A 20,581-nucleotide genomic window follows, 5' to 3' on the forward strand; every position below is an offset into this window, starting at 1 on the left:
TACAAGAAAGCGGCGAGGGCAACTCCGATTAATTCATCTTATTGAAGTAAAAGGCCTGAAAATGACCCTATCACACGCAGAGCAGTACCAGAAGAGCTGGCAGGAGCGCCAGGAATACGCCGAAAATATGTTGCCAATTATTGGCCGTCTGTACCGTAATAAAGGCATTGAAGTGGTGATTTATGGTCGTCCGCTGGTCAGCGCGACTACAATCGATATTATTAAAGCCCATAAAACCGTACAACGTTTTGAAGGTCAAAAGCTGCGTCTGCGGGAAAGCTTTCCGGTATTAGAAGCCGTTAGTAAGATGAATCTGGCGCCGGGCCGGGTTGATATCGGTAAACTGGCTTATGCGTTTCTGTATAAAAATGTCGCTGAGGGGTTAACGCTGGAACAATATCTAGCGCGTGAGCTGGCGGATATTCTGGACCATGAAGATCAGGTTAAACCGGTTGATGTGGTGTTGTACGGTTTCGGTCGTATTGGTCGCTTACTGGCCCGGTTGATGTTAGAGCGCTCTGGCCCAAGCGTTAAATTACGTTTAAAAGCTATTGTTGTCCGTGGTGGTAAGCAGGGTGACTTGGAAAAGCGCGCCAGCTTATTGCGTCGTGACTCGATCCATGGCCCCTTTAATGGCAGCATCACAGTAGATGAAGAGAATCAGGGTATTAAAGCCAATGGTACCTTTATCAAAGTGATTTATGCCAATTCACCGGAAGAAGTGGATTACACTGCTTACGGTATCGATAACGCGCTGATCGTCGATAACACCGGTATCTTTAAAGATGACGTCGGCCTGTCGGTGCATCTGAAGAGCAAAGGGGCAGCCAAAGTATTACTGACGGCACCGGCCAAAGGGGATGTGCCAAACGTGGTGTATGGTGTCAACCAGCATATGATCACGGCCGAGCATAAAATTGTCTCAGCAGCCAGCTGTACCACTAATGCCATTACGCCAGTATTAAAGGCGTTGAACGATGAGTTTGGTATTCGTAACGGTCACGTTGAAACGGTACACTCTTATACCAACGATCAGAATTTGATCGATAACTTCCACAAAGCTGAACGTCGCGGCCGGGCGGCACCATTAAATATGGTACTGACCTCAACGGGCGCTGCCAGTGCCGTAGCTAAGGCGTTGCCTGAGCTAAAAGGCAAGTTAACCGGTAATGCGATCCGGGTGCCGACGCCAAACGTGTCAATGGCTATTCTGTCGCTGAACCTGAACCGTGAAACCAGCAAAGACGAGCTAAACCAGTTCTTACAAAATACCTCTTTATTCTCAGAGCTGCAGGATCAGATCGACTTTACCAGCTCAACTGAAATCGTATCGTCAGATCTGGTTGGCTCACGCTACGCCGGCGTGGTTGACTCTCAGGCGACCATTGTTGATGGCGACCGCTGCGTGTTATACGTTTGGTATGATAACGAGTTCGGTTACAGTGTACAGGTAACCCGCGTGATGAACGAAATGGCCGGCATCAAATACCCAACGCTGCCAGTTGCCAAATAAGCGTAATCCGCTACTAAAAAACCCGCCTCGCAGCGGGTTTTTTTATCCACAGCACTCCGGTACCGGCCTGACCTCTGAGCTCGTACCGGTACCGGAGTGCTGTGGATAAGTGCAGTGGATAGCAGCCATAAAAAAAGCCAGCACTAGGCTGGCTTCTTGCAATTCGGTATCGAATTAGCCGATAACAGTTACGTTAGCAGCTTGTGGGCCTTTTTGGCCTTGTTCGATTTCGAAAGCCACTTTTTGGCCTTCGTTCAGGGTTTTGTAACCATCAGTTTGGATAGCACGGAAGTGAACGAAAGCGTCAGCGCCGCCGTTGTCTTGAGTGATAAAACCGAAACCTTTGTCAGCGTTGAACCACTTAACTACACCAGTTACTTTAGCCATGAGAGACTCCTAAAAATTTTGATAAATGTAATAACGCAAAATGCGCTTTTAGCCTGACTGTTACTTATGTGGCCAAACGTGCGTGAATCTTCAGGACATGACTTACAAGCGAAGCTGTGTAGCGAAGTTTTCAAAAACAAGTTGTTACATAGGTCTGTACTACAGGCCGGACATCACTATAACAGGTATTGCAGGAATGTATAGCTTTATCGGTGAATAATTTAGCGAAATAGCAAACTACTGCCATAATGCCGCTGTCAGTATAAGTTTGCAGCAGGTTTATAAGCGCTGCGCGGGGTAATGGACGCTGCCAGTCACAAACTTCACTCATAAAAAAAGGCCGGAGAACCGGCCTTGGGTAACACAGGATTAACTTAGCCGGCAATAGCTTCGGCTGGCGCGACGAATGGCAGGTTCAGCGCCTGAGCAACACCCTCGTTGGTCACTTTACCACGATACACGTTCAAACCGGCCAGCAAGTGCTGGTCATCCAACAGCGCTTGTTTGTAGCCTTTATTGGCTAAACGCAGAATAAATGGCAGCGTCGCGTTATTCAGGGCGAAAGTTGACGTGCGTGGTACCGCGCCAGGCATGTTAGCAACACAGTAGTGGACGACGTCATCAACGATATAAGTTGGATCAGCGTGCGTGGTCGCCTTAGAGGTCTCAACACAGCCACCCTGATCGATAGCCACGTCAACAATAGCTGAACCTGGTTTCATGCGTTTGATATGCTCTTTGGTCACCAGCTTAGGTGCTGCTGCGCCTGGTACCAGCACGCCACCGATCACTAAGTCAGCTGCCAACACTTCCTGCTCCAGGGCGTCCGCAGTAGAGTATACCGCTTTAACGGCACCGTTAAACTGCGCATTGATGCGACGCAGCACGTCTACGCTACGATCCAGAACGGTCACATCGGCACCTAAACCTACCGCCATTTGCGCGGCGTTAGTACCGACCATGCCGCCACCGATCACCACAACTTTTGCTGGCGCTACGCCTGGTACACCACCTAACAGCATACCGCGGCCACCACAAGATTTCTCCAGCGCTCGGGCACCGGCCTGAATTGACATCCGGCCGGCCACTTCTGACATCGGTGCTAACAGAGGTAAACCGCCTTTGCTGTCGGTTACCGTTTCATAAGCGATACAGACCGCGCCTGATTTGATCAGATCGGCAGTTTGCTCTGGATCCGGCGCTAAGTGCAGATAAGTAAACAGAATTTGACCGTCACGCAGCATGGCGCGCTCAACGGCTTGTGGCTCTTTTACCTTAACAATCATCTCGGCTTTGGCGAAGACTTCAGCTGCCGTGCTCAGCACAGTGGCACCGGCCGCCTGATAATCTTCATCGGTAAAACCGATGCCAATACCGGCATTGTGTTCAACAAAGACGCTGTGGCCGTGGCCAATGACTTCACGGACGCTGGCAGGCGTCATGCCGACACGGTATTCATGGTTTTTTATTTCTTTTGGTACACCGATGATCATAAGTTTCACCTTGGTTGGGTTTGGGTAAAATTTTTGCGCAGTATAGCGATAAAAAACCAGAATTAATGCTTGTTTTAAAACGCCAAAATAGTAGAAAATCCTGTTTACGTGCTCGTGTTGGAATTTTATGCTGCTATGTACTCTTTAAATAAGAGCGTCAAGAAGTTAGATCGGATTGACCGCAAAATTCTGGTGGAATTACAAAAGGATGGCCGCTTAGCCAATGTCGAGCTGGCCAGAAGGGTCGGGCTAAGTCCCACACCTTGTCTGGAGCGGGTGCGCAAGCTGGAAGCGGAAGGTTTTATCCTCGGTTATAACGCCCAGGTTGACCCGCATAAAGTGGGGGCTGCCTTGTTAGTCTTTGTAGAAATTACCCTGAGTAAAACCTCACCGGAAGATTTCGATGAATTTAGTAAAGCGGTGCAGAAGTTAACCGAGATTCAGGAATGCCATCTGGTGTCGGGCAGTTTTGATTTCTTATTAAAAACCCGGGTTGCCAATATGGCGGCGTATCGGGAACTGTTGGGAGAAACCCTGCTGCGGCTGCCCAGTGTGCGCGAGAGCCGAACTTATGTGGTGATGGAAGAAGTCAAACAAAGCAGTTTTGTGGCGATACCCTGAGCAACAGCACAAAGTGCCGGACGTCGCGTCTAAGCTGGCGTTCAGCTTCGGTTAGCTAGACTGGCCGCAATCATGCCAGAAAGATGCACTTTTCAGACGGCTCTGGTAACCTAAGCACAGCACTCCGCACAGCGGTTCGTTCGCGCCTGATTGGCGCCAGTTAGTTTAAGGAGCGGAGCAAAAAATGAAATTAGAGGCCTTTCATTTGCAAAGCAAAGTATTTTTTTCGTTAAATGGTGTCCAGCGTTTGCTCGAAGTAGGGTTAATCCTATGCTCTGCGCTTGCCATTTTTATGTTACTGGCACTGATCTCTTTTGACCCTGCCGATCCGAGCTGGTCACAAACCGGCTATCAACAACAAGTTAATAACTATGCCGGCCGCACTGGCGCCTGGCTGGCTGATGTGCTGTTATTCAGCTTTGGTTGGATTGCCTATCTGTTGCCTTTTTTTGTGGCGCTTTGTGGCTATCTGCTATTTAAGCGCTTTAAAGATCTGATCAGTCTCGATTATCTGATTTTAGGCTTGCGTATTTTCGGGTTGATCCTGACGTTATGCGCTGCTACTGCAATCAGCAGTATGAATTTTAACGATATTTACTACTTCTCTTCCGGTGGTGTGCTGGGCGATATGCTGAGCAGCAGCCTGTTACCCTACTTTAATTTTATCGGCACCAGTTTGTTATTACTGTGCGCCTTTGCCACCGGCTTAACGCTGCTAACCGGCATCTCCTGGTTAACGGTTGCGGATCACTTAGGGGCCGGCTGTTTTTATCTGTTTAGTAAACTGGCGCAGCACTTTTCGGCCAAACCTTTACCAGAGCCGGTGTTTACCGAAACAGACGCCGATGCCTTACCCGCGCCAAAAGCCCGCCGGGTTAAACGCGAGGTTACGGAGCAGGATACCAGCTGGGCGGATTCAGAGCAGGAGCTGGAGCCACAATTTAGCTGGCCACCTGTTGCTGAGCCTGAGCTGAAACGCAAAGAGCCGTTACCGATCCGGCCGCTGGATGAGCGCACCGAAGGCAGAGCTTATTACAGCGTCGATACCCTGGCCGATGAACAGTTATCCTTCAGTGCTGTGGATGATCCGGTCGACGCTGCCCATATCAGCCGCACCTTCCGCGAGATTGAAACCGAGGAAGAATTGCACCCGCTACTGCGCTATCCGGAAGACGACAATGTGGCGCAGCCGGAAGAAGACGATAGCCAGGAAGTGACCCATTCGCTGGAAGAGTTACCCTCATTAGCCTTACTGGATCGTCCTGACAAAGCCACCAACCCCATCGATCCTGCTGATTTAGAACGGGTATCAAGGTTGGTCGAGGCCAAGTTACTGGACTTTAACGTCGAAGCCAGGGTCGTTGGCGTACACCCTGGGCCGGTAGTCACCCGCTTTGAACTGGATCTGGCCCCCGGTGTCAAAGTCAGTAAAATTACCGGCCTGGCTAAAGATCTCGCCCGCTCGTTATCGGCCATTAGTGTACGGGTGGTCGAGGTGATTCCGGGTAAAAGTTTTATCGGCTTAGAGCTGCCAAACCAGCACCGCGAAATTGTGCGTTTGTCAGAAGTGATTGGCGATGAGGTGTTTAACGAATCAAAATCAGCGCTGACGATGGTGCTCGGTAAAGATATCGCCGGTAAATCGGTGGTGGCCGATCTGGCAAAAATGCCACACTTACTGGTTGCCGGTACCACCGGCTCGGGTAAGTCGGTTGGCGTTAACGTGATGATTTGTAGCTTACTGTATAAATCCACGCCGGATGATGTGCGCTTTATTATGATCGACCCGAAGATGCTGGAGCTGTCGATTTATGAGGGCATCCCGCATCTGCTGACCGAAGTGGTGACCGATATGAAAGATGCGGCCAATGCGCTGCGCTGGTGTGTCGGTGAGATGGAACGGCGTTACAAGCTGATGTCAGCGATGGGCGTGCGTAACCTGAAGGGCTATAACGCCAAGATTAAAGAGGCGATTGTCGAAGGGCAGCCACTAAAAGATCCGCTGTGGAAACCCTCTGATGATATGCGCGACAGCGCGCCTTACCTGGAAAAACTACCGGCCATTGTCGTAGTGATCGACGAATTTGCCGACATGATGATGATTGTCGGTAAGAAAGTCGAAGAGCTGATTGCCCGCATCGCTCAAAAAGCCCGGGCAGCAGGTATTCACTTAATCCTTGCCACGCAGCGGCCGTCAGTGGATGTCATCACCGGTTTAATTAAGGCCAATATTCCGACCCGGATCGCCTTTCAGGTATCGTCGAAAATTGACTCGCGCACTATTCTTGATCAACAGGGTGCCGAGAGCCTGCTTGGCCAGGGTGATATGTTATATCTGCCGCCGGGCTCCGGTGTGCCGACCCGGGTGCACGGCGCCTTTGTTGATGACCACGAAGTGCATGCGGTGGTTGCCGACTGGAAAAAACGCGGCAAACCGCAGTACTTACCCGAAATCTTAAGTGGCGAAACCACCGAAGAGAACTTATTGCCCGGTGAAGTTATCGTAGGCGAAGAGGGTGAAGCCGATCCGCTGTACGATCAGGCAGTGGCTTTTGTCATTGAATCACGCCGGGCCTCGGTTTCTGGTGTGCAACGGAAATTCCGGATCGGCTATAATCGCGCTGCCCGTCTGGTCGAGCAGATGGAGCATAGCGGGTTAGTCAGCCCACCGGGCCACAATGGTAACCGCGAAGTTTTGGTTCCTAACAGAGGTAATTAATGCGTAAATTGGCAACAGCTCTGGTTTATTCAGCAGTAGTATTAACAGCGGCGTTAAGTGCGCCCCTGACTGCACAAACTGTGGAAGTGGTACCACGGCCAGATTTTGCGCCTCATATGCAAGCGCTGCGGCAACAACGTCTGAGCGCTGAGGATGCCAGTGCTGAACTGATGCAACAGCTGGCGCGCATTAGCAGCTATACCGCGAATTATCAGCAGAAAGTTTATGATATTCAGCAGCAAGTGCTGCAGGAAGGTAAAGGGCAGTTGGCCTTAAAACAAGGCGCGCGCTTTCGTTTCGAAAGTACAGAGCCGGAGCCGTCTTTATTAGTCAGTGATGGTAAAACGCTGTGGGTTTACAATGAGCTGCTGGAGCAGGTCAGTATTTACGATGCACAAAGCGAAGTCGGGCAAACCCCTTTTGCTTTGCTGACCTCAACCGATGAAGCGTTATGGCAGCAGTATCAGGTCACTAAGCAGGAACAGAGCTTTTTTATCCACCCGTTAAACAGCGATAATCCGGTACAACAATTACTGTTAACCTTTAGCCAGGACAAGCTAATTGAAATGCAGGTGATTGATATTAACCAGCAACAAAGCGTATTTTTGTTTAGCGATATTAAACTGAATCCGCAGATTGCCGAGCGGCAGTTTAGCTTTAAGGTCACGTCTAACCTGGACGTCGATGATCAACGGCAGCGTTAATGGCCAGTTTATCGCTGGATTTTGGTGCCGACTTCCGGCCATTAGCCGCCCGCCTCAGACCGGCGCAACTTAAAGACTATGTGGGTCAGCAACACCTGCTGGCCGACGGCTCGCCATTGCAGCAGGCGATTTTGGCCGGCCGGGTGCATTCGTTAATCCTGTGGGGACCACCGGGTACCGGTAAAACCACATTGGCCGAGCTGATTGCTGGCCATGCCAAAGCCCAAATGCAGCGGTTGTCGGCGGTCACGGCCGGCATTAAAGAAATCCGTGACAGTATTCAGCAAGCCAAACTGCACCAGCAGCAGTATCAGCAACGCACCTTACTGTTTGTCGATGAAGTGCATCGTTTTAATAAAGCGCAGCAGGATGCCTTTTTACCGCATATCGAAGATGGCACCATTATCTTTATTGGCGCCACCACCGAAAACCCGGCTTTTGCCCTTAACAACGCTATTTTATCCCGCGCCCGGGTCTGTGTGCTGAAGCCACTGACCGAAGCAGACTTACAACAGGTGCTGGCGCGTGCGCTGTCTGACGCTGAACTTGGCTTAGGCGCACAACAATTAACGCTAGAGCCGGCAGCTGAGCAGCTATTACTGCGCTTAGCTAATGGCGATGCCCGGCGCTTACTGAATTTACTGGAACAACTGGCAGAGCTCTCACCGGCACAGTCTGAACTGACGGTGGCGCAGGTGCAGCAAATTGTGCCGCAGCAACTGCCAGGCTTTGACCGTGATGGCGATCTGTTTTACGACCTGATTTCTGCCTTACATAAATCGGTACGCGGCTCAGATCCGGATGCCGCCTTGTACTGGTTTGCCCGTATTCTGGCCGGTGGCGGCGATCCGCTTTATGTGGCGCGGCGCTTACTGGCGATTGCCAGTGAAGATATTGGCAATGCCGATCCGCGCGCTTTAACGCTGGCACTCAATGCCTGGGATACCTTTAGCCGGGTCGGCCCGGCGGAGGGGGAGCGCGCTATTGCCCAGGCGCTGGTGTATTTAGCGCTGGCACCAAAAAGTAATGCCGTCTATCTGGCCTTTAACCAGGCGAAAGCGCTGGTCGCAGAGCGTCCGGATTATCCGGTGCCACTGCATCTGCGCAATGCGCCCACCGCATTGCAGCAACAGCTTGGGCATGGCGCTGGTTATCGCTATGCCCATGATGAGCCGGGAGCCTATGCCGCCGGTGAGCGCTATTTACCGCCTGAGCTATGGCAACAGCAGCTGTATCAGCCGAGCGAGCGCGGCATGGAAAAGCAATTGGCGGAAAAGTTGCGTTATCTGCGCCAACTGGATGCACAAAGCCCATTACAGCGCAGTAACGAACCGAAAGCCTGAACTGGCTTAGCCAGGCTCGGCGAGTCTTAACCGAGTGAGCCGGGCGCGCTGGCGGCGGTGACTGATAAAAGCCCGCAAGGACACAGAAAATCTGCGTTAGGCATTTCAATTTTAGTGGCAGCTTAGTAATATTCAGCCCTGTTATGATCACCCGCCAGCAAGCAGCTGGCCTAATTTAGCGAACTGAAGCGAATTCTATGTTAGATCCGAAATTTTTACGCGCAGAACTGGCGCAAACTGCCGAGCGACTGGCGACCCGTGGTATGACGCTGGACGTCGCGGCTATCAGTGCACTGGAAGAGCAACGCCGGGTACTGCAGGTTGAAACCCAGGAGCTGCAGAATCAGCGTAATACTAAATCCAAAGCCATTGGTCAGGCAAAAGGCCGCGGTGAAGATATCGCGCCTTTGTTAGCCGAAGTCGATGGTTTAGGCGCTCAGCTGGATGCCGCCAAGATCCGCCTGGATGCGGTACTGGCCGAGCTGGATAAAATTGCACTGAGCATTCCTAATTTACCGGATCTGTCAGTACCGGTCGGTAAAGACGAAACCGAAAATCTGGAAGTGCGTCGCGTCGGCGAGCCACGCCAGTTTGATTTCCCGGTTAAAGATCATGTTGCGCTTGGCGAAGCCTATGCCGAAGGGCTGGATTTTGAAAGTGCGGTAAAACTATCCGGTTCACGCTTTGTGGTGATGAAGGGCCAGATGGCGCGGCTGCACCGGGCGTTAACCCAGTTTATGCTGGATGTCCATACCCAGCAGCATGGCTATACCGAAGTTTATGTGCCTTATCTGGTTAACCATGCCAGCTTATACGGTACCGGCCAGCTGCCAAAATTCAGTGCCGATTTATTCCATACCCAGCCGGCGACTGAAGAGGGGCAAGGTATGGCGCTGATCCCAACAGCAGAAGTGCCGGTAACCAACCTGGCGCGTGACAGTATTTTTGAAGCCAGTGAGTTGCCGTTTAAATATACCGCCCATACGCCGTGTTTTCGCAGTGAAGCCGGCTCTTATGGCCGTGACACCCGGGGTCTGATCCGCCAGCATCAGTTTGATAAAGTGGAGCTGGTGCAGTTGGTGAATCCGGCACTGTCAATGCAGGCACTGGAAGAGCTGACCGGCCATGCTGAGAAAATTCTGCAGTTATTAGGCCTGCCATACCGGGTAATGCTGCTCTGTACCGGCGATATGGGCTTTGGCTCGTGCAAGACGTACGATCTGGAAGTCTGGTTACCGGGGCAAAATGCCTACCGTGAAATCTCTTCTTGCTCCAATATGGGCGATTTCCAGGCGCGCCGGATGCAAGCGCGGTTCCGGCCGGAAGAGGGCAAAAAGCCAGAGTTGCTGCATACGCTAAATGGCTCTGGCCTGGCAGTGGGCCGTACCCTGGTCGCGATTCTGGAGAACTACCAGCAAGCCGATGGTTCAGTGGCCATTCCAGAGGTATTACAGCCTTATATGGGCGGTCAAACTAAGTTAGCTTAAGCTATATGTCTTTGCTCTTTGCGGTTTAGACCGCAAAGAGCAAACTGCAGTTACATCTTTATTTAAAACACGTTTTACTGCTCAACACTCAACACTCAAAGACACTTCGCCGGTTTTGGTAATCCCGCCAGCCGCGTGGCCTGTTTTGCCGGGCCTTCCGGAAATAATAAAAACAAATATTTGCTGTTGCCCTTTTCCGGCCCCAGTTTTTCTGCCATCGCTTTAACCAGCAGCCGAATTGCCGGTGAGGTATTAAACTGCTGATAAAACTCGCGTACAAAATAAATCACTTCCCAGTGCGCGTCGCTCAGTGTTAGCTGCTCTAATTGGGCAAAGGCCTCCGCCACTGCAGGCGTCCAGTCTGTCAGCTGCTGCAAATAGCCATGTTTATCCAGTGGTAGCGACTTACCGGCTACTTCTAAAAACGCCTGTGTCATCGAGTTAATTCCATAATAAATTCTGGTTGGCGCTAGCGCATAATTCTACCCAGCGGGCATCGTCAATCAGCTCAACTTTGGTCTGTGGTACGATATTACGCCACTGCACATCAGAGGCCAGCGCCAGCACCGGAACCGGTAGTGTCAAACCGGGTTGTAAACACAGGTACACCGCATCCTGGCGCAGCAGGATAGCGTCACCCGGTGCGCAGATAGCGCTTAACGCTGTCGTATCCAGCAGGGGCTTGGTTAACGTAATCAGTTTCATCGTCGCCTTCCTCGTTGGTTCGCTGACTAACAGCGGATCAGCTGATCAGCCTGCTGCATAGCGGCTTGGATCGCGGCACTATCAGCCTGCACAAAACCATCTGGTAACGACAGCTGCGCCAGCCCGCGTGCGGCTAACGACTGCTGACAGACCAGGCAGGGGCCAATATCGTATAGCGCAAATAGGCCAAAGCTTTTTTGAAAGGCTTTTAGCGGGGCAGTTGTTTGTTCGAAATCTGGCGCTAACAGTTGATAAACGGCATCATCCTGAAACAGCATCGATACCTGATGTTCGATCGCAGCCAGTGCCAATGCCAGATCCAGCGCCTCACGCGCTTTGGCCTGGTTAAAAGGCGAGGCAGTTTGGATTAACAAAATCGCTTGCATCAGAACTGTACCACCTTAGTGCCGGTTAACCGCATTGCAAACTCTGCCAAACCCGCGGCAATAAAAGGGGGGGGAGCGTTGGCACTTTTGTCGGCTTTCGCATCAGCATTTATGTCGGAAAAGACGCCACGCTTCTCGGCTGCGGTCACACAATATAATAACGGGATTTGTTGTTGTTGACAGAAGCGGGCTAATTGCGCCGCCAGATCCGGCTCATCGGCCGGTAAATCAATACCCGGCTGCACGGCTAAAACGGCATCTTCATACAAAAATATTTGTTCCAGCAGATAACCCTTCGCCAGTGCCGCGCGGGCAAACTGCAGCGCACTGGCAAAACTCTGGCCGGCAAAGGGGCTTTGTTGCAACAACAAGCTAAAGCGGGTGGTCATCTTAGATTCCCTGCAGTTGGAAAGGGCCAATAAAAAAGCCCCGCACAGGCGGGGCATTTTAGCGAACTCAACCGTTGCCGGCTAGTTTAGGTTGCGATCTTAGTCATCGCCACCAAAAATGCCTAACAGCTGCAGCAGGTGTACGAACAGGTTAAAGATGTTCAGATACAGGGCAACAGTGGCACGGATATAGTTTGTTTCACCGCCGTGTACAATACGGCTGGTGTCAAACAGAATTAAACCAGACATCACCAGCACGGCTACTGCGCTGATAGTCAGGCTTAACGCTGGAATCGACAGAAAGATATTGGCAATAGCCGCCACCACGATAACCAGCAAACCAATCATCAGGAAGCCACCCATAAAGGAGAAATCTTTACGGCTGGTCAGGGCATAGGCTGATAAGCCAAAGAAAATCAGCGCGGTACCGGCCAGAGCTTGCATGATTAATGACGGACCATTCGGTAAACCGGCATAGGCCAGCAGCATTGGGCCTAAAGAGGCACCCATTAAACCGGCAAAACCAAATACCCAGAAAATACCGCTGGCGCTGTCAGCTTTCTTGTGAACCACAAATAGCATAACAATACCGGCGATCATGCAGACGATGGCGCCGATCGCTGGCATACCCATTGCCATTGAAATGCCGGCTGCCACAGCGCTGAACGCCAGGGTTAAACCAAGCAGAAAGTAAGTATTGCGCAGGACCTTGTTGATTTCGACGCCCTGACTGAGGGTGCCGATATTACTGGTTTCTCTGTATGACATAGTGCTGTCTCCTCTGGACCAAGTTTGATTTGTATGACCGCATCATACTGTTAAAGTTCCACTATCTCCAGTCTTAGCCGCTTGAAAATACAGCAACTAAAAAATTTTTCATGGTTTTACTTTCTTTTCCGTAACGATCTGATTAATATACGCAGCGCTGGAGGGATGGCAGAGCGGTTTAATGCACCGGTCTTGAAAACCGGCGTAGGTTAGTAGCCTACCGAGAGTTCGAATCTCTCTCCCTCCGCCACTTATTTTGAAAAACCACCTTAACCGGTGGTTTTTTGTTTTTAGCGCTACGCTAACAGGGCGTAGCAGAAAAACAGCAGAAAATAGCAGCTTGTTGCTGAAAATCTCAGCAAACAGATAAAACTGCGAAACTTTGCACTTTACAAAAACCGGCGGCCTTTTTAATATGCCGGCCAGCGCGGAGGGATGGCAGAGCGGTTTAATGCACCGGTCTTGAAAACCGGCGTAGGTTAGTAGCCTACCGAGAGTTCGAATCTCTCTCCCTCCGCCACTTCTAAGCACAGTCAGCCATCCTGATTCCTACACTTTACCACTCAAAATGATTTTTAACTTAACGTTAAAATTAGCATTTAATTTCATTAATTTAAATTATAACTTTATTGTTTTTCAGCAAAATCGGTGCCGGGCGCCATCCTATGTTTATTACGAATAAGTATTAGGAAAAAACGGTGCGCTGGGCTATGCTAGACAGCAGAATAATTCTATACCTGAATCGCTTGTATTTAGGGTGAGCAACAGGTAAGCCAGTATAACGGAGAGCCAAGTTGATTAACGTGCTGTTAGTTGATGATCACGAGCTGGTAAGAACTGGGATCAGTCGCATACTAATGGATGAGCGCGGTATCAAGGTGATAGGCGAGGCCAGTACCGGCGAAGAAGCCCTGCAATTTTGCCGGCAATATGAACCTGATGTGGTATTGATGGACATGAATATGCCGGGTATGGGCGGGATGACCGCCACCAAGCGTATTTTGCATTACTGCCCGGAAATTAAAATTATCGGTTTGTCGATCTCCTGTGAAGAGCCCGTGCCCACTAAAGTGATGCAACTTGGTGCCGCAGGTTTTATTTCGAAAAACACCCCGCCGAAAGAAATGATTATGGCCATTAAAAAGGTCTACTCCGGCGCGCGGCATATTTCCGACGAAGTGGCACAAAAAATGGCACTGGCCAAGGTGAATAACCAGCAGGCTAACCCCTTTGAAGGCTTATCCGATCGTGAACTGCAAATTATGCTGATGATTACCCAAGGCCAGAAAGTCACAGACATTGCCGAGCAACTTAACGTTAGCGCTAAGACGGTGAATTCTTATCGTTACCGGATGTTTGAAAAACTGGCGATCAGTGGCGATGTTGAATTAACTCACCTGGCACTGCGCCATGGCATGATTGATATCGCGAAAATTGCGCACTAATACCCGAAATATCCATGTTTGACGCCAAAGCCTTTCTGGCGACCGTACCACAGCAGCCCGGTGTTTATCGGATGATAAACGCCGCCGGCACAGTGATCTATGTTGGTAAAGCCAAAGATCTGAAAAAACGCCTCAGCAGCTATTTTCGTAAAGAAGTCGACAGCATTAAAACCCGGGCGCTGGTAAGTCAGATCCAGCAGGTTGAATTTACGCTGACCCACAGCGAAACCGAAGCGCTGATCCTGGAAAATAACCTGATTAAAGAATACCTGCCAAAGTACAACGTATTGCTGCGGGACGATAAATCTTACCCTTATATTCTGTTATCCGCGCATAAACATCCGCGGATCAGCTCACACCGCGGCCCGCGCAAGGTGCCGGGGCAGTATTTTGGCCCTTACCCTAATGCCGGTGCGGTGTGGCATAGCCTCAAAACTCTGCAGAAGATTTTCCCGATCCGCCAGTGTGAAGATGGTTTTTACCGCGCCCGTACCCGGCCGTGTTTGCAGTATCAGTTAAAGCTGTGTAGCGCGCCCTGTGTCGGTAAAATTTCCGACCAGGATTACAGCGAGCAAGTACGCTTAGCCACCTTATTCTTAAGCGGTAAAAACCAGCAGGTAATTGATGATCTGGTGCAAAAGATGAACAGCGCTAGCGAACAATTACAATTTGAAGCGGCGGCTGCGTATCGCGATCAGATCAGTGCACTGCGCCGGGTGCAGGAGCAGCAGCATGTCAGCGGCGAGCATGAAGAGCTGGATGCGATTGGCTTTAGCCTGCAAGGGCAAACGGCAGTAGTACATGTACTCTTTATCCGCGATCGGAAAATTCTGGGCAGTAAATCCTATTATCCGAAAGTGCCGGCCGATACCGAAGCCGCCGAAGTGCTGTCGGCCTTTTTGCTGCAGTTTTATTTAAGTGGCCACAGCGAACAGCAAATTCCAAAAGAAATTGTGCTGCCGCTGGAAATACCCGATACCGAAGCCTTGGCTGACGCCATCAGCAAGCTGGCCGAGCATAAGGTGCGCTTAACCTATGCCAAGCGTGGCGAGAAAGCGCAGTATCTGGCGTTGGCACAAAAGAACGCAGCGATAGCGCTGGATAGCCGGCAATCGTTAACACAAAAGATGCGCGCCCGTTATCTGGCACTGCAGCAACAGCTGGCACTGGATACCCCTATTGGCCGCATGGAGTGTTTTGATATCAGCCATACCATGGGGCAGGCAACCATTGCCTCCTGTGTAGTATTTGATGGTGAAGGCCCATATAAGCAGGAATACCGTCGTTATAACGTCACCGGGGTAACGGCGGGCGATGATTATGGTGCTATGCGCTTTGCGCTGGACAAACGTTACGGCAAGCTAAGCGATGAAAGCAAAATTCCGGATATTGTGTTTATCGACGGCGGCCAGGGCCAGCTTAATATCGCTTTAGAACAATTTGCCAACTGGCCCTTTGCCAAAAAGCCGCTGTTAATAGGTGTGGCAAAAGGTGTTAGCCGTAAAGCCGGCCTGGAAACGCTGATTTTATGGGATAGCGGCCGTAGCATTCATTTACCCGAGGATTCACTGGCACTACATTTAATTCAGCAGATCCGCGATGAAGCGCACCGTTTTGCGATAACCGGACATCGTAATAAACGCGGTAAAGCACTGCTGAAAAGTCCACTGGAAAATATTGCCGGTATCGGCGAAAAACGCCGCCAGGCTTTGTTGCAATATTTAGGTGGTTTGCAAGGCGTATTAAACGCCAGTGTTGCCGAACTGTGCAAAGTGCCGGGGATTTCTAAGCAACAGGCTGAAAAGATTTACCAGGCCTGCCAGAACAAGTAGCATGACAATCAGGACTGATGTGAGAACTAAAATGTGGAATATTCCTAACCTGTTAACCCTTTTTCGCTTGCTGCTGATCCCGGTATTTATTTTCTGCTTCTATTCTGGCTTAGAGCACGCCCGCTTCTGGTCGGCGTTGGTGTTCTGTTTAGCTGCGGTAACCGATGCGCTGGATGGCTATCTGGCCCGCCGTTTACAGCAGTCCACACCCTTTGGTGCCTTTCTTGACCCGGTAGCCGATAAGGTGATGGTTGCCACGGCGCTGGTGCTGATTGCTGCCGATATTCATAACCTCTGGGCGGTCGTGCCGGCGATTATTATTATCAGCCGCGAAATCTTTATTTCAGCCCTGCGCGAATGGATGGCCGGCCTTGGCAAACGTGCCAATGTAGCGGTCTCTAATCTGGGCAAATACAAAACCATCGCTCAGATGCTGGCGTTAATTGGCCTGATCTGGCAACCCCAGCTGCCCTTATTTGCCTGGTTTACTCCGGCTGGCTGGATTTTGCTGTATATCGCCACCATTTTAACCGTGTGGTCGATGTACGAATATCTGCGCGCGGCCTGGGCCGATTTAGCCGCAAACTAGTGCTACTGAAACCGGGCCTGGACAGCGCGTGTTTCGACTGTCGCAGCGGCCGGTTTTGAAACAGGATGCCGCCGCAGGGGGCCAGAACAAAGCAAGTTGCTGTTTTTACCGCCGATGCTGCTACTTTTTAAGCAAACGGTCATAAAACTAAAAATTTGTTATTGACGACTCAGTATAAAACAGTAGAATGCGTCTCGTGTTAAGGCAGATGGCCATAGCAACGCGAGTTTAGCTCAGCTGGTAGAGCGCGACCTTGCCAAGGTCGAGGTCACGAGTTCGAACCTCGTAACTCGCTCCAACTCTCAGAGTCGGAAAGCTTAGTGGCGGGTTGGCAGAGTGGCCATGCAGCGGATTGCAAATCCGTCCACCTCGGTTCGACTCCGGGACCCGCCTCCATTAACACCCTGACTGACAGGTTAAACAGGTGTCTGCCCGGGTGGTGAAATCGGTAGACACAAGGGATTTAAAATCCCTCGGGGGAAACCCCGTGCCGGTTCAAGTCCGGCCCCGGGCACCATTTTATACTGACCAGCAGTATAAAAGCTTCAAAATGCGAGTTTAGCTCAGCTGGTAGAGCGCGACCTTGCCAAGGTCGAGGTCACGAGTTCGAACCTCGTAACTCGCTCCAAATTCCAAAAAAGCCGCTGCCAAAGCGGCTTTTTGCATTTTAGGCTCAATCCCAACACTACACCGTTCTGCTCCCCGTCTCCGGTACGCATGCGTACCGGAGACGCCACCTGCGATACCAAAAAGAACACCTAAACCCAACGCTAAACCGGCCTACGTCTCCGGTATGCTTGCCGTACCGGAGACGCCACCTGCGATATCAAAGTGCACAACTATCTCAACCAAGCCATATTTCTAGATCAGCACAAAGCTGCACAAACTGTTCAAAAAAACAGTAGCTGTAAGCACACTGTAAATTTGTGAATCGCAAGGTTTTAACCCGCTTTCCACAGGCTAAAAAAATACCTAGGATCAAAACGATTGATTAAATGCAAGTTATTCGTTAGCGTAGTGTCATAATTGAAAATAGAAGGGCGCTTACACTGCGTGAAAGCAGGTGCGTTCCAAACTATAAAGATGTTATGCAGGGGTAAGAAATGAAGCATCGAGATATTCAACCTGCACATGAAATTGCTGTTCTGGAAAGTTTTAAAATCTTTCTATCAAAGGAAGGCTGCGATCTTAAAGTTTTGAGTAGACCAGATCCTCCAGATGCAATCGTTGATATTGATGGAAATACAACTTGGATCGAAATTTCTGACGCCTTTCAAAACAGCGAATGGGCAAGAAGTATTACTACTTATGCCGCTGACGATAAAGTACATATTCCTGGTGGGAATGGATTAACTTTAAACCCTGATGAGGCTTCAATAAACATTGTCACTAAAGTCATACTCAACAAATATGACAAAAAAACCATGAATAGCATTATGGCTCAACATGGCCCTGGTATTTTGTTGGTTGGCATGTATACGCCGATGACTTTCCCTGAAGATGTAATTGAGCAAGCCGGTCATGAGATACTTGAAGTAATATCATCAAGAAAACAGATTTTCGGTGCTATTTATTTATATAGGAATTCGTTTGGTAGCCACTTGTTTTATAAGCTTTTATAGTTCTAGCTTGGTGCAAATGCATAACAAGCGCCAGCACAAACGCGCCCGTTGGGCGCTCGACTCGCAACAAGTTGCTCGCGTGTGTGGCGAGCGTTAGCAGGTTTTCGGGTTTTAACGGTTTTAGTCATTAGTTTTGTACCGGCATTGCTCGCGTTTGGTTTTCTTAGCGGCAGTGCCAAAAGGTTAAGCTCGCCAGTTTGCGGGTTTTGCTGCAAACGGTGATGGCGGTAGCGTTGTTCTTTTTGGCTTCGCTCAATAGTTTTTTAGGTTCCGGTTGGCTCGCCGTATCGCAGCTGGCCGGTGTAGTTTTTAATAAAAGCAGCCGTGCCGTTGTTCGGGTTTGCCAGGGCGGCAAGCCGCGCAAGTTCGGTGTGGGCTGCTAACAAGCAAAGCCAGCCGACGCTTACCGCGCAGCTGCTTTGAGCGTTAGCTGGTGACTTAGAAAATGGACTTAGTATGAAATTCTGGTGGTTATTGTTTGCGGTGAGTCTGATATTGCCGAATTACTGCAATGCAGTTGTAAAGCGACACGATATTCCGCCAAAAAAATATTTGGTCGATAATGCACCAGCGTTTCTGATTGATATGCCTCACGAGGGGCATGGTGTGCTGATTGCACCTCAATGGATTATTACAGTAGCACATGTCATTTTTTATGATTACAAAGGTAAAAGCATAAAAATTGGTGGTGAAAGCTACAAAATTGAATCAGTAACAAAACATCCCGATTATATTGAGCCTGATGAATCTTTGTTTAAGGGAGATGCAACACGATTAATGGCGTTCTTTGCTTCAAGGAGTGATATCGCGTTAATCAAACTGTCATCACCTGTCAGTGGCATCGCTCCGGTGAAAATTTATCAGGAAGATAATGAAGTGGGTCAAATTGTCACTGTGTTCGGTCGGGGAGCTACAGGGAACGGCTTAATTGGTGAGGATTTGAGCACTAAACCTCTACGTAAAATGCATTCCTTTAATAACAAAATTGATGGTGCAAAGGGTAGTTGGCTGACTTATAAGTTTGATTCGCCGCCTAATTCATTGCCGCTTGAAGGCATTCACGGATCTGGTGATAGCGGAGGCCCATCCGTTATTTTCCTTGAGGGTGAACCTTATCTTGCTGGGTTATCAAGTTGGCAGTATTGGCAAGGTGATCTTTCTACATTCAAAGGTGGTCTGTATGGTGCTACTGCATACCAAGTACGGCTATCAGTCTACAAAGATTGGATTTTAAGTGTGTTGGCTAGCTAACAAGCGCCAGCACAACGCGCCTATGGCGCTCGACTCGCAACAAGTTGCTCGCGTGTGTGGCGGGCGTTAGCAGGTTTTCGGGTTTTAACGGTTTTAGTCAGTAGTTTTATTTCGGCCTGGCTCGCGTTTAGTTTTCTTAGCGGCAGCGCCAAAAGGTTAAGTTCGCCAGTTTGTAGGTTTGCTGCAAACGGTTGTAGCGGTAGCGTTGTTCTTCCTGGCTTCGCTAAAACAGGTTTACAGGTTCCGGTTGGCTCGCTGTGTCGCAGTTAACGGGTTTAGTTTTTAATTAAAAGCAGCCGTGCCGTTGTTCGGGTTTGCCAGTGCGGCAAGCCGCGCAAGTCCGGTGTGGGCTGCTAACAAGCAAAGCCAGCCGACGCGTACCGCGCAGCTGCTTTAAGCGTTATGTGCTCGCAAGGAACCAAGTATGGCTTTAAATTTGAAAGAGGTTGATGGCGTTCCAATCCAAGCTAAACACAAAGCTACCTGCCATTGTGGTTCTGTTGAGTTTGAGCTTGATTTGCCGGATGGTTTGGTTGAATTACGTCGCTGTGATTGTTCGCTTTGCCGGCGGCGTGGAGCAATAGCGGCTTCAATTCCTCTGTCGGGTATAAAAATTATAAAAGGTGAGAGCTTTTTAAAGCTTTATCAGTTTAATACAAAGACAGCCAAGCATTATTTTTGCAGTAACTGCGGTATTTATACCCACCATCAACGCAGGTCAAATCCAACGCAGTACGGTTTTAATGTTGCTTGCCTTGAGGGAATTAACCCATTGAAAATACCAAATGTACCAACCAACGATGGTGTAAACCACCCGGCCGATCGCAAATAATGGCACATAACAAGCAAATTTTATCGCCAGCAAAAAGCGCTGGCTGCGACGTCAACCCGCTGCGCGGCTTTCCGCGCTAAATTTGGGCGTTATGTGGCATGGAGCATGTAGTGGGATTAGTTGAAGTCGAAATTTTAGGGGTTGAGAGCGAGGACTTCCCCATCTGGATTGAGTGCAGACTAACAGAGTTTGATGGAAGTGAACACCGAATTATCGAGAAGTTACCAGTTCTCACTGAGCAAGAATTGAACACTGATAAGCTTCCTACGACATTACAAATTGAGTGCACTGTTCTAAGTATTGAGCAGGAGAAAGTATTAATCGATCTATCTATGCCTCATGGTATTCAATCCACCGAAGGAGTTCAAAAATTTGTCGTGCACAGCAGTCTCTATCATGCCACATAACAAGGCGCATCACTCGCAGCCTGCGGCTGCTGGGACACCAACCCGCTGCGCGGCTCGTCGCCCGTGTGCTTTGCGTTATGAGGTGAAG

The 20,581-nt window shown here is 49.9% G+C and carries 21 protein-coding genes and 6 tRNA genes; 20 read left to right on the forward strand and 7 right to left on the reverse strand.

The genetic code is table 11. From position 1 onward, the window contains the following. The first annotated feature begins 61 nt into the window (after window positions 1-61). Window positions 62-1,513, forward strand: coding sequence for a glyceraldehyde-3-phosphate dehydrogenase (locus tag AGRI_RS01685; protein WP_008983295.1), 1,452 nt, complete (start codon window positions 62-64; stop codon window positions 1,511-1,513). A 174-nt stretch (window positions 1,514-1,687) separates the two neighbouring features. On the opposite strand, the gene cspE is transcribed toward AGRI_RS01685, so the two are convergent. Together cspE and ald are read right to left on the reverse strand one after the other, a co-directional pair. Further along, window positions 1,688-1,900 (reverse strand): transcription antiterminator/RNA stability regulator CspE, encoded by a 213-nt coding sequence (cspE, locus tag AGRI_RS01690; RefSeq protein WP_008983296.1) that lies wholly within the window; start codon window positions 1,898-1,900, stop codon window positions 1,688-1,690. Window positions 1,901-2,274: 374 nt separating this feature from the next. Next, window positions 2,275-3,393, reverse strand: coding sequence for an alanine dehydrogenase (gene ald / locus AGRI_RS01700; protein WP_008983297.1), 1,119 nt, complete (start codon window positions 3,391-3,393; stop codon window positions 2,275-2,277). 135 nt (window positions 3,394-3,528) lie between these two features. Here ald and lrp point away from each other — a divergent pair, with 135 nt between their 5' ends. From lrp to serS, 5 genes are all read left to right on the forward strand, one after another. Continuing rightward, window positions 3,529-4,014, forward strand: coding sequence for a leucine-responsive transcriptional regulator Lrp (lrp, locus tag AGRI_RS01705; protein ID WP_008983298.1), 486 nt, complete (start codon window positions 3,529-3,531; stop codon window positions 4,012-4,014). 184 nt (window positions 4,015-4,198) lie between these two features. Continuing rightward, window positions 4,199-6,733, forward strand: a complete 2,535-nt coding sequence (locus AGRI_RS01710; protein WP_008983299.1) for a DNA translocase FtsK — start codon at window positions 4,199-4,201, stop codon at window positions 6,731-6,733. Next, the gene (gene lolA / locus AGRI_RS01715) at window positions 6,733-7,437 is read left to right on the forward strand and encodes an outer membrane lipoprotein periplasmic chaperone LolA (protein ID WP_008983300.1); all 705 of its coding nucleotides are present in this window, start codon (window positions 6,733-6,735) and stop codon (window positions 7,435-7,437) included. Before AGRI_RS01710 ends, lolA begins: the two co-directional genes overlap by 1 nt. Continuing rightward, window positions 7,437-8,780 carry a replication-associated recombination protein A gene (locus AGRI_RS01720; protein ID WP_008983301.1) on the forward strand — a complete coding sequence of 448 codons (1,344 nt, stop codon included), beginning with the start codon at window positions 7,437-7,439 and terminating at the stop codon, window positions 8,778-8,780. The genes lolA and AGRI_RS01720 overlap by 1 nt, the downstream gene beginning before the upstream one ends. Before the next feature lie 197 nt (window positions 8,781-8,977). Further along, complete coding sequence (gene serS, locus AGRI_RS01725) at window positions 8,978-10,267, forward strand: serine--tRNA ligase (RefSeq protein WP_008983302.1); 1,290 nt, start codon at window positions 8,978-8,980, stop codon at window positions 10,265-10,267. Between the two features lie 95 nt (window positions 10,268-10,362). Here serS and AGRI_RS01730 read toward each other — a convergent pair whose 3' ends face one another. From AGRI_RS01730 to AGRI_RS01750, 5 genes are all read right to left on the reverse strand, one after another. Beyond that, window positions 10,363-10,704 (reverse strand): TusE/DsrC/DsvC family sulfur relay protein, encoded by a 342-nt coding sequence (locus AGRI_RS01730; protein ID WP_008983303.1) that lies wholly within the window; start codon window positions 10,702-10,704, stop codon window positions 10,363-10,365. Window positions 10,705-10,708: 4 nt separating this feature from the next. Next, the gene (locus AGRI_RS01735) at window positions 10,709-10,972 is read right to left on the reverse strand and encodes a DsrH/TusB family sulfur metabolism protein (protein ID WP_008983304.1); all 264 of its coding nucleotides are present in this window, start codon (window positions 10,970-10,972) and stop codon (window positions 10,709-10,711) included. 26 nt (window positions 10,973-10,998) lie between these two features. Continuing rightward, window positions 10,999-11,358 (reverse strand): sulfurtransferase complex subunit TusC, encoded by a 360-nt coding sequence (gene tusC, locus AGRI_RS01740; RefSeq protein WP_008983305.1) that lies wholly within the window; start codon window positions 11,356-11,358, stop codon window positions 10,999-11,001. Continuing rightward, a complete protein-coding gene (tusD, locus tag AGRI_RS01745) occupies window positions 11,358-11,747 on the reverse strand; it encodes a sulfurtransferase complex subunit TusD (protein ID WP_008983306.1) in 390 nt (129 codons plus the stop codon). Before tusD ends, tusC begins: the two co-directional genes overlap by 1 nt. Window positions 11,748-11,846: 99 nt before the next feature. Then, window positions 11,847-12,515 (reverse strand): Bax inhibitor-1/YccA family protein, encoded by a 669-nt coding sequence (locus tag AGRI_RS01750; RefSeq protein ID WP_008983307.1) that lies wholly within the window; start codon window positions 12,513-12,515, stop codon window positions 11,847-11,849. A 159-nt stretch (window positions 12,516-12,674) separates the two neighbouring features. On the opposite strand from AGRI_RS01750, the gene AGRI_RS01755 reads away from it, so the two are divergent. From AGRI_RS01755 to AGRI_RS01825, 14 genes are all read left to right on the forward strand, one after another. Continuing rightward, window positions 12,675-12,765 (forward strand) — tRNA-Ser (locus AGRI_RS01755). A 179-nt stretch (window positions 12,766-12,944) separates the two neighbouring features. Then, window positions 12,945-13,035 (forward strand) — tRNA-Ser (locus tag AGRI_RS01760). 274 nt (window positions 13,036-13,309) lie between these two features. Further along, complete coding sequence (gene uvrY / locus AGRI_RS01765; protein WP_008949363.1) at window positions 13,310-13,960, forward strand: UvrY/SirA/GacA family response regulator transcription factor; 651 nt, start codon at window positions 13,310-13,312, stop codon at window positions 13,958-13,960. 14 nt (window positions 13,961-13,974) lie between these two features. Then, on the forward strand, window positions 13,975-15,792 hold the full coding sequence (gene uvrC / locus AGRI_RS01770) for an excinuclease ABC subunit UvrC (RefSeq protein WP_008983308.1): 1,818 nt from the start codon (window positions 13,975-13,977) through the stop codon (window positions 15,790-15,792). A 31-nt stretch (window positions 15,793-15,823) separates the two neighbouring features. Next, window positions 15,824-16,381 (forward strand): CDP-diacylglycerol--glycerol-3-phosphate 3-phosphatidyltransferase, encoded by a 558-nt coding sequence (gene pgsA, locus AGRI_RS01775; RefSeq protein ID WP_008983309.1) that lies wholly within the window; start codon window positions 15,824-15,826, stop codon window positions 16,379-16,381. A gap of 222 nt (window positions 16,382-16,603) precedes the next feature. Continuing rightward, window positions 16,604-16,679 (forward strand) — tRNA-Gly (locus AGRI_RS01780). Window positions 16,680-16,703: 24 nt separating this feature from the next. Further along, window positions 16,704-16,777, forward strand: a tRNA-Cys gene (locus AGRI_RS01785). 34 nt (window positions 16,778-16,811) lie between these two features. Next, window positions 16,812-16,898, forward strand: a tRNA-Leu gene (locus AGRI_RS01790). A 35-nt stretch (window positions 16,899-16,933) separates the two neighbouring features. After that, window positions 16,934-17,009 (forward strand) — tRNA-Gly (locus tag AGRI_RS01795). A gap of 475 nt (window positions 17,010-17,484) precedes the next feature. After that, window positions 17,485-18,003: a hypothetical protein gene (locus AGRI_RS01800; RefSeq protein WP_008983310.1), complete on the forward strand. Its 519-nt coding sequence runs from the start codon at window positions 17,485-17,487 to the stop codon at window positions 18,001-18,003. 221 nt (window positions 18,004-18,224) lie between these two features. After that, window positions 18,225-18,386: a hypothetical protein gene (locus AGRI_RS01805; RefSeq protein WP_237713001.1), complete on the forward strand. Its 162-nt coding sequence runs from the start codon at window positions 18,225-18,227 to the stop codon at window positions 18,384-18,386. Window positions 18,387-18,459: 73 nt separating this feature from the next. Continuing rightward, window positions 18,460-19,254: a S1 family peptidase gene (locus AGRI_RS01810; RefSeq protein WP_008983312.1), complete on the forward strand. Its 795-nt coding sequence runs from the start codon at window positions 18,460-18,462 to the stop codon at window positions 19,252-19,254. A gap of 424 nt (window positions 19,255-19,678) precedes the next feature. Continuing rightward, complete coding sequence (locus AGRI_RS01820; protein WP_008983313.1) at window positions 19,679-20,086, forward strand: GFA family protein; 408 nt, start codon at window positions 19,679-19,681, stop codon at window positions 20,084-20,086. Between the two features lie 110 nt (window positions 20,087-20,196). Further along, a complete protein-coding gene (locus tag AGRI_RS01825; RefSeq protein WP_008983314.1) occupies window positions 20,197-20,493 on the forward strand; it encodes a hypothetical protein in 297 nt (98 codons plus the stop codon). The last annotated feature ends 88 nt before the right edge of the window (window positions 20,494-20,581 follow it).

This window comes from Alishewanella agri BL06 (genome assembly GCF_000272005.1).
In the GTDB taxonomy this organism is placed as follows: Bacteria; Pseudomonadota; Gammaproteobacteria; order Enterobacterales; family Alteromonadaceae; genus Alishewanella; species Alishewanella agri.

Excerpts from the sequence above, each read along its gene's own strand:
- AGRI_RS01750 (WP_008983307.1), bottom strand. The coding sequence starts at position 12,515 with ATGTCATACAGAGAAACCAGTAATATCGGCACCCTCAGTCAGGGCGTC.
- AGRI_RS01820 (WP_008983313.1), top strand. The coding sequence starts at position 19,679 with ATGGCTTTAAATTTGAAAGAGGTTGATGGCGTTCCAATCCAAGCTAAA.
- AGRI_RS01735 (WP_008983304.1), bottom strand. The coding sequence starts at position 10,972 with ATGAAACTGATTACGTTAACCAAGCCCCTGCTGGATACGACAGCGTTA.
- ald (WP_008983297.1), bottom strand. The coding sequence starts at position 3,393 with ATGATCATCGGTGTACCAAAAGAAATAAAAAACCATGAATACCGTGTC.
- AGRI_RS01685 (WP_008983295.1), top strand. The coding sequence starts at position 62 with ATGACCCTATCACACGCAGAGCAGTACCAGAAGAGCTGGCAGGAGCGC.
- lrp (WP_008983298.1), top strand. The coding sequence starts at position 3,529 with ATGTACTCTTTAAATAAGAGCGTCAAGAAGTTAGATCGGATTGACCGC.
- uvrC (WP_008983308.1), top strand. The coding sequence starts at position 13,975 with ATGTTTGACGCCAAAGCCTTTCTGGCGACCGTACCACAGCAGCCCGGT.
- tusC (WP_008983305.1), bottom strand. The coding sequence starts at position 11,358 with ATGCAAGCGATTTTGTTAATCCAAACTGCCTCGCCTTTTAACCAGGCC.
- AGRI_RS01720 (WP_008983301.1), top strand. The coding sequence starts at position 7,437 with ATGGCCAGTTTATCGCTGGATTTTGGTGCCGACTTCCGGCCATTAGCC.
- AGRI_RS01710 (WP_008983299.1), top strand. The coding sequence starts at position 4,199 with ATGAAATTAGAGGCCTTTCATTTGCAAAGCAAAGTATTTTTTTCGTTA.
- cspE (WP_008983296.1), bottom strand. The coding sequence starts at position 1,900 with ATGGCTAAAGTAACTGGTGTAGTTAAGTGGTTCAACGCTGACAAAGGT.
- AGRI_RS01810 (WP_008983312.1), top strand. The coding sequence starts at position 18,460 with ATGAAATTCTGGTGGTTATTGTTTGCGGTGAGTCTGATATTGCCGAAT.
- pgsA (WP_008983309.1), top strand. The coding sequence starts at position 15,824 with ATGTGGAATATTCCTAACCTGTTAACCCTTTTTCGCTTGCTGCTGATC.
- AGRI_RS01800 (WP_008983310.1), top strand. The coding sequence starts at position 17,485 with ATGAAGCATCGAGATATTCAACCTGCACATGAAATTGCTGTTCTGGAA.
- tusD (WP_008983306.1), bottom strand. The coding sequence starts at position 11,747 with ATGACCACCCGCTTTAGCTTGTTGTTGCAACAAAGCCCCTTTGCCGGC.
- serS (WP_008983302.1), top strand. The coding sequence starts at position 8,978 with ATGTTAGATCCGAAATTTTTACGCGCAGAACTGGCGCAAACTGCCGAG.
- AGRI_RS01730 (WP_008983303.1), bottom strand. The coding sequence starts at position 10,704 with ATGACACAGGCGTTTTTAGAAGTAGCCGGTAAGTCGCTACCACTGGAT.
- lolA (WP_008983300.1), top strand. The coding sequence starts at position 6,733 with ATGCGTAAATTGGCAACAGCTCTGGTTTATTCAGCAGTAGTATTAACA.
- AGRI_RS01805 (WP_237713001.1), top strand. The coding sequence starts at position 18,225 with ATGGCGGTAGCGTTGTTCTTTTTGGCTTCGCTCAATAGTTTTTTAGGT.